This is a genomic window from Flavobacterium sp. 2 (assembly GCF_049949195.1).
Taxonomy (GTDB): Bacteria; Bacteroidota; Bacteroidia; order Flavobacteriales; family Flavobacteriaceae; genus Flavobacterium.
Genome location: NZ_CP188206.1, coordinates 4,406,993 through 4,419,989, shown reverse-complemented (window position 1 = coordinate 4,419,989; position 12,997 = coordinate 4,406,993). Strand labels below are relative to the sequence as shown.

The 12,997-nt window shown below is 34.4% G+C and carries 12 protein-coding genes; 7 read left to right on the top strand and 5 right to left on the bottom strand.

Annotation, left to right across the window (positions count from 1 at the left end; all coding sequences use genetic code 11):
* Nucleotides 1-182: 182 nt before the first annotated feature.
* The 5 genes from ACNFIH_RS19300 to ACNFIH_RS19280 all read left to right on the top strand — a co-directional run bounded on the left by ACNFIH_RS19300 (nt 183) and on the right by ACNFIH_RS19280 (nt 7,662).
* Nucleotides 183-641, top strand: coding sequence for a MarR family winged helix-turn-helix transcriptional regulator (locus tag ACNFIH_RS19300; RefSeq protein ID WP_115888678.1), 459 nt, complete (start codon nt 183-185; stop codon nt 639-641).
* A gap of 54 nt (nt 642-695) precedes the next feature.
* Entirely contained in the window at nt 696-3,086 is a 2,391-nt protein-coding gene (locus ACNFIH_RS19295; RefSeq protein ID WP_426484375.1) for a 3-hydroxyacyl-CoA dehydrogenase/enoyl-CoA hydratase family protein, read from the top strand.
* A 92-nt stretch (nt 3,087-3,178) separates the two neighbouring features.
* Nucleotides 3,179-4,360 (top strand): thiolase family protein, encoded by a 1,182-nt coding sequence (locus ACNFIH_RS19290; RefSeq protein ID WP_426484374.1) that lies wholly within the window; start codon nt 3,179-3,181, stop codon nt 4,358-4,360.
* 182 nt (nt 4,361-4,542) lie between these two features.
* Nucleotides 4,543-6,348, top strand: a complete 1,806-nt coding sequence (locus ACNFIH_RS19285) for an acyl-CoA dehydrogenase family protein (protein WP_426484373.1) — start codon at nt 4,543-4,545, stop codon at nt 6,346-6,348.
* A gap of 222 nt (nt 6,349-6,570) precedes the next feature.
* A complete protein-coding gene (locus tag ACNFIH_RS19280) occupies nt 6,571-7,662 on the top strand; it encodes a glycoside hydrolase family 18 protein (protein ID WP_426484372.1) in 1,092 nt (363 codons plus the stop codon).
* Between the two features lie 65 nt (nt 7,663-7,727).
* Here ACNFIH_RS19280 and ACNFIH_RS19275 read toward each other — a convergent pair whose 3' ends face one another.
* From ACNFIH_RS19275 to ACNFIH_RS19260, 4 genes are all read right to left on the bottom strand, one after another.
* A complete protein-coding gene (locus tag ACNFIH_RS19275) occupies nt 7,728-8,213 on the bottom strand; it encodes a hypothetical protein (protein ID WP_426484371.1) in 486 nt (161 codons plus the stop codon).
* 82 nt (nt 8,214-8,295) lie between these two features.
* Nucleotides 8,296-9,186 (bottom strand): transporter, encoded by an 891-nt coding sequence (locus ACNFIH_RS19270; RefSeq protein ID WP_426484370.1) that lies wholly within the window; start codon nt 9,184-9,186, stop codon nt 8,296-8,298.
* Between the two features lie 27 nt (nt 9,187-9,213).
* Nucleotides 9,214-9,735: a DUF4251 domain-containing protein gene (locus tag ACNFIH_RS19265; protein ID WP_426484369.1), complete on the bottom strand. Its 522-nt coding sequence runs from the start codon at nt 9,733-9,735 to the stop codon at nt 9,214-9,216.
* Between the two features lie 32 nt (nt 9,736-9,767).
* The gene (locus ACNFIH_RS19260) at nt 9,768-10,193 is read right to left on the bottom strand and encodes an META domain-containing protein (protein WP_426484368.1); all 426 of its coding nucleotides are present in this window, start codon (nt 10,191-10,193) and stop codon (nt 9,768-9,770) included.
* Between the two features lie 213 nt (nt 10,194-10,406).
* On the opposite strand from ACNFIH_RS19260, the gene ACNFIH_RS19255 reads away from it, so the two are divergent.
* Together ACNFIH_RS19255 and ACNFIH_RS19250 are read left to right on the top strand one after the other, a co-directional pair.
* Nucleotides 10,407-10,934 (top strand): superoxide dismutase family protein, encoded by a 528-nt coding sequence (locus ACNFIH_RS19255; RefSeq protein WP_133524462.1) that lies wholly within the window; start codon nt 10,407-10,409, stop codon nt 10,932-10,934.
* Nucleotides 10,935-11,045: 111 nt separating this feature from the next.
* Nucleotides 11,046-12,248: an LETM1-related biofilm-associated protein gene (locus tag ACNFIH_RS19250; RefSeq protein WP_426484367.1), complete on the top strand. Its 1,203-nt coding sequence runs from the start codon at nt 11,046-11,048 to the stop codon at nt 12,246-12,248.
* Between the two features lie 38 nt (nt 12,249-12,286).
* Here ACNFIH_RS19250 and can read toward each other — a convergent pair whose 3' ends face one another.
* Nucleotides 12,287-12,922: a carbonate dehydratase gene (gene can, locus ACNFIH_RS19245; RefSeq protein WP_035647242.1), complete on the bottom strand. Its 636-nt coding sequence runs from the start codon at nt 12,920-12,922 to the stop codon at nt 12,287-12,289.
* Nucleotides 12,923-12,997 lie beyond the last annotated feature (75 nt).

Genomic DNA, 12,997 nt, shown 5'->3' with positions numbered 1-12,997 from the left:
ATAAAACAATTTTTAAAGCATGAAAATTGTTAAAATTTCAAAAAAGAATAGTATATTTCAGTTAAAATTTAATCATAAACCCCTATAAATCAAAGACCTTTTTTAATTAACCAAAAATTTATTCGAAATTAATATGCATGCATAGTATTTTTTGATTATATTTGAAATCGATATAGTTACCTATGAAAGACAAAACAATAGATTATATTTTGAGAGCGACATGGCAAGCTGTTTCAAGAATGTATAACGAAGAAGCTGCAAAGTACGATGCAACAATGGCAACCGGATTTGCACTTTTAAGTATGGACAAGGAAGAAGGAACACCATCGACCGCTTTAGGCCCAAGAATGGGTATGGAAGCTACAAGCTTAACCAGAACGCTCAAATCTATGGAGGAAAAAGGTTTAATTGTTCGCAAGAAAAACCCAAGTGACGGCCGAGGCGTTTTGATTTACCTGACCGAATTTGGAAAAGAAAAAAGAGATTTATCTAAAAATACAGTTCTGAAATTTAATGAAACCGTTAAGAAACATGTTTCGGAAGAAAAGCTGAAACATTTTATCGAAGTTTCTGAAATTATTAACGAACTGATTCACGATAAAAACATATTTAATCAAACAGAAAATACAGAAAACGAATAGTATTTCTATCAAGAGATAATTCAGATTCTGGCAAAAAACAAATATTAAGTACCTATGAAACGCACAATTAAAAAAGTTGCTGTAATTGGATCCGGAATTATGGGTTCAGGAATAGCTTGCCATTTTGCCAATATTGGTGTTGAAGTTTTACTTCTTGACATCGTACCGCGCGAATTGACCGAGGCTGAAGCTAAAAAAGGATTAACTCTTGAAAGTAAAGCTGTTCGCAACCGAGTGGTAAACGAGCACTTGGCGAATTCATTAAAATCGAAACCATCTCCTATTTACAGTCAAAAATTCGCAAACCGAATTACGACTGGAAATACGACTGATGATATGGCGAAAATTGCCAATGTTGACTGGATTATTGAAGTTGTTGTAGAGCGTTTGGATATCAAAAAATTAGTTTTTGAACAAATCGAGAAATTCCGTAAACCGGGAACTTTAGTTACTTCAAACACTTCTGGTATTCCAATTCATTTTATGAGTGAAGGAAGAAGCGAAGATTTCCAACAGCACTTCTGCGGAACTCACTTTTTTAACCCTGCGCGTTACTTAAAATTATTTGAAATTATTCCTGGTCCAAAAACTTCAACTGAAGTATTGGATTTCTTAAACGAATACGGATCTAAATTCTTAGGAAAAACTTCGGTTGTTGCTAAAGATACTCCGGCATTTATTGGAAACAGAATTGGTATTTACGGAATCCAGAGTTTATTCCATTTAGTAAAAGAAATGGGATTAACGATTGAAGAAGTTGATAAATTGACAGGACCAGTAATTGGTCGCCCAAAATCGGCTACTTTCCGTACAGTTGACGTTGTTGGTTTGGATACTTTGGTACACGTTGCCAACGGTATTTACGAAAACTGTCCAACAGACGAACAACACGAATTATTCAAACTTCCAGATTTCATCACAAAAATGATGGAAAACAATTGGTTAGGAAGCAAAACTGGGCAAGGTTTTTATAAAAAAGTAGATAAAGATATTCTTTCTTTAGACTTAAATACATTAGAATACCGTGCTGCAAAAAAAGCAAATTTTGCAACTTTAGAATTAACTAAAACTATTGACAAACCAATCAATCGTTTTAAAGTTTTAGTGAAAGGAACAGACAAAGCGGGAGAATTCTACCGTAAGAGTTTCGCTGGAATGTTTGCTTATGTGTCAAACAGAATTCCTGAAATCTCAGACGAATTATACAAAATTGACGATGCCATGAAAGCTGGTTTTGGATGGGAAAATGGTCCATTCGAAATCTGGGATGCTATTGGTGTTGCCAAAGGAATTGAAATCATGAAAGCTGAAGGTTTAGAGCCTGCTGCATGGGTTACTGAAATGTTGGCTTCTGGAAGCGAAAGTTTCTATACTGTAAAAGAAGGAGCGACTTATTTCTATAATATTCCAACAAAATCACAAGTAAAAGTTCCTGGACAAGATTCATTTATTATTCTGAACAACATTCGCGAAAGCAAAAAAGTTTGGAGCAACAGTGGTGCAATCATTCAGGATTTAGGAGACGGAATCTTGAACTTAGAATTCCAATCTAAAATGAATACCATTGGTGGCGATGTACTTCAGGCCATCAATAAAGCAATCGACTTATCTGAAAAAGAATTTCAAGGTTTAGTTATTGGAAACCAAGCAGCGAATTTCTCTGTTGGAGCTAATATCGGAATGATTTTCATGATGGCAGTTGAACAGGAATACGACGAATTGAACATGGCAATTAAATTGTTCCAAGACACCATGATGCGTGTTCGTTATTCTTCTATTCCAGTTGTTGTAGCGCCTCACGGAATGACTTTTGGTGGTGGATGCGAAATGAGCTTACATGCTGATAAAGTGGTTGCTGCTGCTGAAACATACATGGGATTAGTTGAATTTGGTGTTGGAGTTATCCCTGGTGGTGGTGGTTCTAAAGAAATGACTTTAAGAGCTTCAGATTTATTCCGCAAAAACGATGTGGAATTGAACGTTCTTCAAGAGTATTTCTTAACAATCGCAATGGCTAAAGTTTCAACTTCTGGTTATGAAGCTTTTGATACTGGACTTCTTCAACATGGAAAAGATGTTATTGTAGTAAACAAAGATCGTCAGATTGCTGAAGCTAAAAAACATGCTTTATTATTAGCTGAAGCTGGATATACACAGCCTATTAGAAGAAATGATATTAAAGTTTTAGGAAAACAAGCTTTGGGTATGTTCTTAGTTGGAACAGATCAAATGCAGGCTGGAAAATACATTTCTGAGCACGATAAGAAAATCGCTAACAAACTTGCCTACGTAATGGCTGGAGGTGATTTATCTGAAGCAACTTTAGTATCTGAACAATACTTATTAGATATCGAACGTGAAGCTTTCCTGAGTTTATGTACTGAAAGAAAAACTTTAGAGAGAATTCAATATATGTTAACTAAAGGAAAACCACTTCGTAATTAGAAAATAGAACAAAGAGAATAGAATATAGATTTAAGACTTTGTAAAGTCTATTTTCTATACTCTATCTTCTATACTCTTAAAAAACAAAAAAAATGAAAACAGCATATATAGTAAAAGCATATAGAACAGCAGTTGGAAAAGCTCCAAAAGGTGTTTTTAGATTTAAAAGACCTGATGAATTAGCTGCAGAAACCATTCAGTTTATGATGGATGAGCTGCCTGATTTTGACAAAAAACGTATCGATGACGTTATGGTAGGAAATGCCATGCCGGAAGCTGAACAAGGACTTAACGTTGGACGTTTGATCTCATTAATGGGATTAAAAGTAGAAGACGTTCCTGGAGTTACCGTAAATCGTTACTGTGCTTCTGGATTAGAAACTATCGGAATGGCAACTGCTAAAATCCAATCAGGAATGGCAGATTGTATCATTGCTGGTGGTGCAGAAAGTATGAGTTTTATTCCGATGGGAGGTTACAAACCAACTCCGGATTATAAAGTTGCTGCTGCAGGTCATGAAGATTACTACTGGGGAATGGGTTTAACTGCTGAAGCGGTGGCTAACCAATATAAAATTTCAAGAGAAGATCAGGATGAGTTTGCTTACAACTCTCACATGAAAGCTTTGAAAGCACAGGCTGAAGGAAAATTTGACAAACAAATCGTTCCGATTACTGTTGAGCAGACTTTCATCAATGAAAATGGTAAAAAAGAAACAAAATCATACGTTGTAAACAAAGACGAAGGTCCAAGAGCTGGAACTACTAAAGAAGCTTTAGCAGGTTTAAGACCAGTTTTTGCTGCTGATGGAAGTGTAACTGCGGGGAACTCATCTCAAATGAGTGATGGTGCAGCTTTTGTTTTAATCATGAGTGAGGACATGGTTAAAGAATTGAATCTTGAGCCAATCGCCAGATTAGTAAACTTTGCTTCTTCTGGTGTTGAACCAAGAATTATGGGTATCGGTCCGGTAAAAGCTATTCCGAAAGCTTTGAAACAAGCAGGACTAACATTGAATGATATCGAGTTAATCGAGTTAAACGAGGCTTTTGCTTCACAAGCTTTAGCAGTTACTCGTGAACTAAACATCAATCCAGAAATCGTAAACGTAAACGGTGGAGCAATTTCTTTAGGACACCCTCTAGGATGTACAGGAGCTAAACTTTCTGTACAGTTATTCGACGAGATGAAACGAAGAGGTAACAAATACGGAATCGTTTCGATGTGTGTGGGAACTGGGCAAGGAAGCGCTGGTATCTACGAGGTATTATAAAAACTATTATTAAGTAAAGTATACGTTCAGTTTGTCATTTCGACGAAGGAGAAATCTTCACGAGAAACTCGACAAAGATTGGAATTTCGTTGTAGAGCTACTTGCGAAGATTTCTCCTTCGTCGAAATGACAAGATTGTGTACAAAAAACATAAATAAAAAACATACAAAAAAACATTAGCAATGGCAGATACAATCGAAAAAAACGTGACTCGTGGTGGTCAGTTTTTAGTTAAAGAAACAAAATGCGAAGATATCTTCACACCAGAAGATTTCTCTGAAGAACAGTTAATGATGCGTGACTCTGTAAAAGAGTTCGTTGACAAAGAATTATGGGCGCACAAAGATCGTTTCGAAAAGAAAGATTACGCTTATACAGAATCATCTATGCGTAAAGCTGGTGAACTAGGACTTCTTGGAGTTGCAGTTCCTGAAGAATACGGTGGATTAGGAATGGGATTTGTTTCTACAATGTTGGTTTGTGACTACATTTCTGGAGCAACTGGGTCTTTTTCAACTGCTTTTGGAGCTCATACTGGAATTGGAACTATGCCAATCACCCTTTATGGATCTGAAGAACAAAAGAAAAAATACGTACCGAAATTGGCTTCTGGAGAATGGTTTGGAGCTTATTGCTTAACTGAGCCAGGCGCAGGATCTGATGCTAACTCAGGGAAAACTAAAGCAGTTTTATCTGAAGACGGAACTCATTATTTAATTACAGGTCAAAAAATGTGGATTTCAAATGCAGGTTTCTGCAGCGTTTTCATCGTTTTTGCTCGTATTGGAGATGATAAAAATATTACAGGTTTCATCGTAGAAAACGATCCGTCAAACGGAATTTCTATGAATGAAGAAGAACATAAATTAGGAATTCGTGCTTCTTCTACGCGTCAGGTTTTCTTCAACGAAACAAAAGTTCCTGTTGAAAACATGTTGTCTGAAAGAGGAAACGGTTTCAAAATTGCAATGAATGCTTTGAACGTTGGTCGTATTAAATTGGCTGCTGCTTGTTTAGATGCTCAAAGAAGAGTTACTTCTGGAGCTGTAAAATATGCTAACGAAAGAATTCAGTTCAATACTTCTATTTCATCTTTTGGAGCTATCCGTTCTAAATTAGCTGAAATGGCAACTAATGCTTACGCTGGGGAAAGTGCTTCTTATCGTGCTGCAAAAGACATCGAGGACAGAATCGCTGCTCGTGAAGCTGAAGGAACAAGTCACCAAGAAGCAGAATTAAAAGGTGTTGAAGAATATGCTATCGAGTGTTCAATCTTGAAAGTAGCGGTTTCTGAAGACGTTCAATCTTGTTCTGACGAAGGAATTCAGATTTTTGGTGGAATGGGATTCTCTGAAGATACTCCAATGGAAAGTGCTTGGAGAGATGCTCGTATCGCTCGTATCTACGAAGGAACGAACGAAATCAACAGAATGCTTTCTGTAGGTATGTTGATCAAAAAAGCAATGAAAGGTCACGTTGATTTACTTGGACCAGCAATGAAAGTTCAAGAAGAATTAATGGGAATTCCATCTTTTGATACTCCAGATTTCTCTGAATTATTTGCTGAAGAAAAAGGAATCATCGCAAACTTGAAAAAAGTTTTCTTAATGGTTGCTGGTAGCGCTGTTCAAAAATATGGTCCTGAATTAGATGCTCACCAACAATTATTGATGGCAGCTTCTGATATCTTAATCGAAATCTACATGGCTGAAAGTACTATTTTGAGAACTGAAAAATTAGCAAAAGCTCAAGGCGAAGATAAAGTTCAGGAGCAAATCGCTATGGCAAAATTATACTTATACAAAGCGGTAGATATCGTAAACCTAAGAGGAAAAGAAGGAATTGCTTCTTTCGCTGAAGGTGACGAACAACGTATGATGTTAATGGGATTAAAACGTTTTACAAAATACACTAACTTACCAAATGTTGTAGCGTTAAGAGAAAAAATCGCAGCAAAATTAGTAGCAGAAGATACTTACTGCTTCTAATGTAAAAATAGTTTTTAGCTTTTAATTTGTTTAAACCCGCACAAGTCCGAAACTGTGCGGGTTTAATTTTTTATAACAATTGCAAAAGACAAATTACATCGCAATATTTTTGCAACTATTTGCAAAATATTCGTTAAAATCAACTTTTGCAGACCTATAAAATGATTAAATATTGAATGTATTGCTTTATATTTAACATTCTAAAACTTCAAAAAATAAAAAATGAAACAAATTAACCTATTTGCATTTTTATTTTTCTGCATTTTTTCCACAGCGACTTTTGCTCAGAAAAATAAAAAATTGGACATTATCGCTTATTATACAGGCGATTCCAAATTAATTGACGAATACGAAGTCAATAAACTAAATCAGATTATCTTTAGTTTCTGTCATTTAAAAGATGGAAAATTGAGCGTCGATTCTCCTAAAGATTCTATAACGATTAAACATTTGGTTTCGCTAAAAGCAAAAAATCCGCAACTAAAAATTATTCTTTCACTTGGCGGCTGGGGAGGTTGTGAGCCTTGTTCTGCTGCTTTTTCAACTTCAGAAGGAAGATTAAAATTTGCAAAATCAGTAAAAGAAGTAAGCGATTATTTTAAAGTTGACGGATTAGATTTAGACTGGGAATATCCAGCAATTGAAGGACTTCCGGGGCATTTGTATCAAGCGGTTGACAAACCAAATTTTACCGAATTGCTTAAAATTCTTCGTTCTACTTTAGGGAAAAAATACGAATTGAGTTTTGCTGCAGGCGGTTTTCAAAAATATTTAGATGAATCGATCGATTGGAAAGCGGTAACGACTTTAGTGAATCGTATCAATATTATGAGTTATGATTTAGTAAACGGCTATTCTAAAGTTACGGGACATCATACACCATTATACAGCACAAATCCAAAAGAAGAATCAACAGACAGAGCAGTGACTTATTTATTAAATCAAGGAATTCCTGCTGAAAAATTAATTATTGGAGGCGCATTTTATACCAGAACTTGGAAAAATGTAGAAAACGTAAATAATGGTTTGTATCAGTCTGGAGAGCATACTGAAGGAGTTCAATTTAAAAATTCCTCAGCTTTCTATACTGAAGCAAATGGTTGGAAATATTTTTGGGATGATAAGGCAAAGGCTCCATATTGGTATAATGAAAAAGAAAAAGTTTTTGCAACCGGAGATGATTTAGCTTCAATAAAAGCTAAAACGGAATATGTAAAAGCTAAAAAATTAGGCGGAATCATGTTTTGGGAACTTCCTCTGGACAAAACCCGTGACGGAATGGTAAATGCCATTTATGAAGTTAAAAACAAATAATTAAATTAAAAAACGGCAGTTTTCTCAAAAAGATAACTGCCGTTTTTTTATGATAAAGTTCGTCTTTATTTTACTTTTGTCTTGTCTAATTCTCCAATAAACGGAATTGCTTCTAAAATCTCACTTCTTATATTCGTTTGGAGATAAACCTCAAGCTGAATAAATTTCGCTGCATTTATAGCACCAATTGCTTTCTTAGCCTGACCATAGGTTTTCTCATATAGTTTTTCGTATGCAATATGATTTTTCAATGTCCCTTTTGCCAATTCATCTGCTTTGGCATCAGTTAAAGTTGCATAATTAGCTGCATAATCATTGATAAGCTGAAATTTATTCTGTCCTAAAGCTTTGCGTTGTGTTTCGTAATTGTCGTAAACTTTCGCAAAAGCAACTGACTGTTCATCAGATAAATTCATGTATTGTTTCACCAAATCACTTTTCGATTTTCCGTACACACTCTGTAAAACTTCCACATCTTCTTTGAAGGAAGATTGCGCATTAACTGAAAACGTGGCAATTGCCATAATAAAAATAAGACTTAACTTTTTCATAGTTTTGATTTTTAATTTGTTCTTAAATAATTATGCACTATTAAATATACTGATTTTAAATATTTTACATTTAATTTCTATTTTAGAAAAAAGAATACTGATAGACGGCTGATAAAGCATAATAATCCAAACCATTATTGGTAAAAGCCCCAACATGATATTGAAACCTAATAGATTGTCCTTTTGCTATAGGTGTCGAAAATGTACCTCCTACTCTCCAGTTATCAATTTGGCTGGCTTCAGGAACTCCATCGATTATTGTTTTTCCGCCAAAGAACCAAGTCGTATTAAAACCAACCCACATCTGATTTTTAAAATAATAACTAGCATGCGCCTGTAAACTATAAGTTGGTTTTTGCTCCATTTTTTTTCCTAAAAAATCATTATTGTCGGTATAAAACCAAACGCCTCCATAAGCCTCTGCATATACATGAGCGAACCGTTTTGAAATACCAATTTCAGGTTTTATTCCCCATCGGTTTGTACCGATATTAACTCTCTTATCGTCATAATATCTTCCTGTCGGAATTGAAGTTACCAGACTCATCCCTAAAATTGTTTTTTGCTGAAAAGCCCTAAACTCACTTTTATCAAGAGCAGGAGAACCTAGCAAGTTAACACCAAAGCGCACTTTTGTGTCGGCAAAACCAGTTCTTGAACCTGTCACTAAATCACCCGCTACTAATGCAGAACCATCCATAAAAGTAAAGGGAAGGGAAACCTGTATTCGTGCCAGTTTATTTGCCAAACCAAAAGTCCTGATATAACTCGCCGCAATATTATGACTCTGAATTTTAAAATCAGAAATAGGCAGAGACGGCTCAGTTACCACATTTCCGTCCATAAATACATATCCGAACGCTGCTACATTTAGTTTTTTGGGAACATTGGCATAAGCTCTTGGCTCTAAGTCCTGTCCATAACATAAAATCGAAAACAAAAGTAAAGTCACACAGCAGTATTTTTTTGGCATAAATAAAAGAATTGGCAATTAAACATATTAATTTTTAACTTCTTTTGTCTTAGGTGCTTCTACTTCACCATCATAAGATATTGGCGCTCTGTTATTACTGGTTACCGATAAAGAAGCACCTCCATTAAAAAAAACATTCAACAAAAGATCATACACATCATTTTTGCCTTTTACTGTCGCTCTTACAGTATATTTTTTCTTTGCTTTTTCAATTCTAATATTTTCAGGAACACCTTCAAATTTGATTCCGCCATCGCCTCCGTACGCTACATTATAAGCTCTCCCAAAAAAAGGAAGATCGCAAGTCGTATTAGTTTCATTAAATTTTAGAAAATAGGTATTGTAATCAAGATTCAAAAGTCTTCCGCCTTGTGGCGTAGCTTTTTGCGCTTCAAAAACAAAATTTTTAGAATCGATTAAAGCTTCGATTTCTTTTTGCTTTTTTAATTCTTGTTCAGCTTTAAGTTCTTTTTTAGTTTTTTCCTGAGCAAATGCCGGAAAACTCAAAAGGCTGACGAACACTAATAAAATGGATAATTTAACTGACATAAAATAAAATTTAAGAGTTAAAATAGAATACTTTATTTTTTGGTAAATCGCATCATAGCAATATCTCCAGAAATAAAATTTAAAGTTTTTCCGTCATCGGTAACATCATAAGAAGTTATTTTCTGAAGCGTGCTCATAAAAACCTGTTCGCCTTGCCCGTCCATACACATCATTTTCGTAACTGCCATTGGCTGGGTAAAATCAATTTTATTTCCTGTAATGCTAAGTTTTCCGGTAAATGAATTACAGCTATTGTTTCCTGAAACCTGATTTTCCTTTGTATTAAAATTGATTGTTGGTTTTTTATTTGGGTACAAACCATCAAAAGCTATTCTTGGGCCGGTAATATAATTTAACTCCCAATTTCCATCTAATTTAGAAACTGAATCCGTTTTTTGGCATTTACATGAAATTAGCACTGCAGAAAATAAAACAAGGGTAAAAAAATTCTTCATCATAACGTTAAGCATTAAAAATTAATGAATTATAAAACGAGATTTGGGAAATTTTTCGTTAAAAAGCTATACGAATTTAAGCAATATTTTTTTGTTCTGAGCTCAAAGTGTCATTAATTTACGCTTAATAGTTTTAGATTTATTTAACTTTTAGAGTTAATTATATCGGCTTTTTTATGTTAAATTTACTTAATCTTTAATTTAAATGCCTCACATATGAAAAAAGCACTTGTTTCTTTCGCTATAATTACAGCCTTAATTATTGGCTGTAAGACTAATACAAAATCAAATGATGCCAAAACTTTGACTGTAAATTTGGAACCAAAAAGTAACAGTACTGTTAGCGGAACTGCAACTTTTACGGAGAAAAACGGAAAAGTAACTTTTGTTGCAAAAGTAGCCGGATTACAACCTGGAGTTCATGCCATCCACATTCATGAAAAATCAGATTGTTCTGCAGCAGACGGAAGTTCTGCAGGTGGACACTGGAATCCAACTTTCAAAAAACACGGAAAATGGGGAGTTGGCGAATATCATAAAGGTGATATCGGGAACTTTACTGCCGATGCAAAAGGAAACGGAACTATTACATTAACTACTGACGAATGGTGCGTTGGCTGTGGCGATGCAAACAAAGATGTTTTAGGAAAAGGTTTGATCGTGCATCAGGGAACAGATGACTTTACAACACAACCTACTGGAAATGCAGGTGGTAGAGTTGCCTGTGCAGGAATCATTAAATAATAAAAAATCATAATAACCACTATTTTTTCACAAAATCTAGTGGTTATTTCATTTAAAATGAATTCTAAAACAAGAAAAAACAATTAGCTTTGTAGCCTCAAATTAAAGTTAATGATTAACGCATCGGCACCAGGCTGGATAGATAAGTTTTTTAGTGAACAAAAGTTTTCAGAAGCAATTCCTTTTGAAACTACAGATTCGTTTTACTATAAAGTAAGAGAAACTGGCTTTATCTATGGACACATCATTTCTATAGATTCGCAAATTCCAATTCCGATAAAAGGCTGGTTTAAGACCGAAATTTCTAAAGTTGCGTTATTAAATACCTTGTATCATGTTTTTTGTTTGGAAAAAAGAAGCTCTGAACCCAATAACTTTATTTCAGAAGCATTAAAATTTTACAATCAGATGAATCCGGAAGGCTTCAACTTGTTTAAAATTTTACTTCCAAAAGATACTCCTTCTCTTTCATTAGAAAATATAATAGACCAGAGAGTTCAGACGAATGACAGTATTATCAGTAAAAACTTTTCGCATTTAGTTACAAATGCTTTGTTATTTATTGATGTTTTGGCCTTTAGGCAATACTTGGAACACGGAGCTATTCCTGACAAATATTTAAAACGTATTGAAGAAACTGTTTTAGGAATCGTAGGACTTGCGTTAAAAACAAAAACGGTCAAATCACAACACGACGATTTATTGATAAAACTTTTTGAAGCGTCAATTCGTTATTCTAAATTTTCGAAAGTTACTGTTGAGACATTAGAAACATTGTCTCTGGATTATTTCAGCAATACATTAGAACATTACTATTTAATCGATATGGCCGGAATGGCATTATGGAGCGATGGCGTTGTTGAAAATGAAGAAGCTTATTTCTTGTATTCATTAGGTTCAATGATGAATACTTCTGATGAATTTGTGACCAATAGTATTGCAACAACAAATACATTTATTACCACTCATAAAAAGAAAATTCCGTATTTCAATTATTCAAATCCGGTAAAACATTTTTATGATCAAATGACACACACCGTTGTAAAACTGATTATAAGAAACAAAAACCGATTGGTAAAAGAAATCGTTCAGAGTAAAGAATTAATGGTGCTTTTGGCTTATTCTACAACTAGAGATCTAGATGCCAAAGAAAAGAAAAAAGTAAAAAAACAGCTTTTGGATATCTGTAAAACGATTCCATCATTGACAATCTTTTTGCTTCCGGGAGGAAGTTTGTTATTGCCAATCTTAATCAAATTTATTCCAACAATGCTTCCGTCAGCTTTTAATGAAAATCTTGACGAAAACGAATAAAAAAAAATCGCCCTTTTGAGGCGATTTTTTATTTTCTATTATAAATCCAGCTGATAAACTGAATCAAGCTCGTCATTTGAACTGATTGTAACATTCAAATCAGTTACAAAACCAGAATTTAATCCGTAAACCCATCCGTGAAGCATCAAATCCTGACCGCTTTTCCAAGCTCCCTGGACGATTGAAGTTTTAGCTAAATTATAAACTTGTTCTTTAGCATTGATTTCAACAAAAGCATTAAAACGTTCTGTTTCATCTTCGATTGAGTTCAAGTATTTATCATGCAAACGGTATTCATCTTTAATATGGCGAATCCAGTTATCAATAATTCCGACTGATTGATTTCCCATTGCAGCTTTTACACCACCACATCCATAATGTCCACAAACAATAATATGCTTTATTTTTAAAACATTTACTGCGTAATCCAAAACGCTCAGCATGTTCATATCAGAATGAACAACCATGTTTGCAATGTTTCTGTGTACAAAAACTTCTCCTGGTTTTGCACCAACAATTTCGTTTGCAGGAACACGGCTATCAGAACATCCAATCCATAATAATGGTGGTTGTTGTCCTTTTGCCAGATCAGCAAAATAGTTAGGATCTTTTGCTAATGAAGTCTCAACCCATTTTTTATTGTTTTCTAATAACTGCTTATAAAACTCTTTCATTTTTTTTATTTTTTGAATGGTATTTCTATTGTTTAAGTCACCAAAAAAGAACTTATGTAAAGTTACCTAATTTTT

What these genes read in the sequence shown, in the direction of transcription:
- ACNFIH_RS19255 (WP_133524462.1), top strand. Translation starts at nt 10,407, where the DNA reads ATGAAAAAAGCACTTGTTTCTTTCGCTATAATTACAGCCTTAATTATT.
- can (WP_035647242.1), bottom strand. Translation starts at nt 12,922, where the DNA reads ATGAAAGAGTTTTATAAGCAGTTATTAGAAAACAATAAAAAATGGGTT.
- ACNFIH_RS19250 (WP_426484367.1), top strand. Translation starts at nt 11,046, where the DNA reads ATGATTAACGCATCGGCACCAGGCTGGATAGATAAGTTTTTTAGTGAA.
- ACNFIH_RS19300 (WP_115888678.1), top strand. Translation starts at nt 183, where the DNA reads ATGAAAGACAAAACAATAGATTATATTTTGAGAGCGACATGGCAAGCT.
- ACNFIH_RS19280 (WP_426484372.1), top strand. Translation starts at nt 6,571, where the DNA reads ATGAAACAAATTAACCTATTTGCATTTTTATTTTTCTGCATTTTTTCC.
- ACNFIH_RS19265 (WP_426484369.1), bottom strand. Translation starts at nt 9,735, where the DNA reads ATGTCAGTTAAATTATCCATTTTATTAGTGTTCGTCAGCCTTTTGAGT.
- ACNFIH_RS19295 (WP_426484375.1), top strand. Translation starts at nt 696, where the DNA reads ATGAAACGCACAATTAAAAAAGTTGCTGTAATTGGATCCGGAATTATG.
- ACNFIH_RS19270 (WP_426484370.1), bottom strand. Translation starts at nt 9,186, where the DNA reads ATGCCAAAAAAATACTGCTGTGTGACTTTACTTTTGTTTTCGATTTTA.
- ACNFIH_RS19290 (WP_426484374.1), top strand. Translation starts at nt 3,179, where the DNA reads ATGAAAACAGCATATATAGTAAAAGCATATAGAACAGCAGTTGGAAAA.
- ACNFIH_RS19260 (WP_426484368.1), bottom strand. Translation starts at nt 10,193, where the DNA reads ATGATGAAGAATTTTTTTACCCTTGTTTTATTTTCTGCAGTGCTAATT.
- ACNFIH_RS19275 (WP_426484371.1), bottom strand. Translation starts at nt 8,213, where the DNA reads ATGAAAAAGTTAAGTCTTATTTTTATTATGGCAATTGCCACGTTTTCA.
- ACNFIH_RS19285 (WP_426484373.1), top strand. Translation starts at nt 4,543, where the DNA reads ATGGCAGATACAATCGAAAAAAACGTGACTCGTGGTGGTCAGTTTTTA.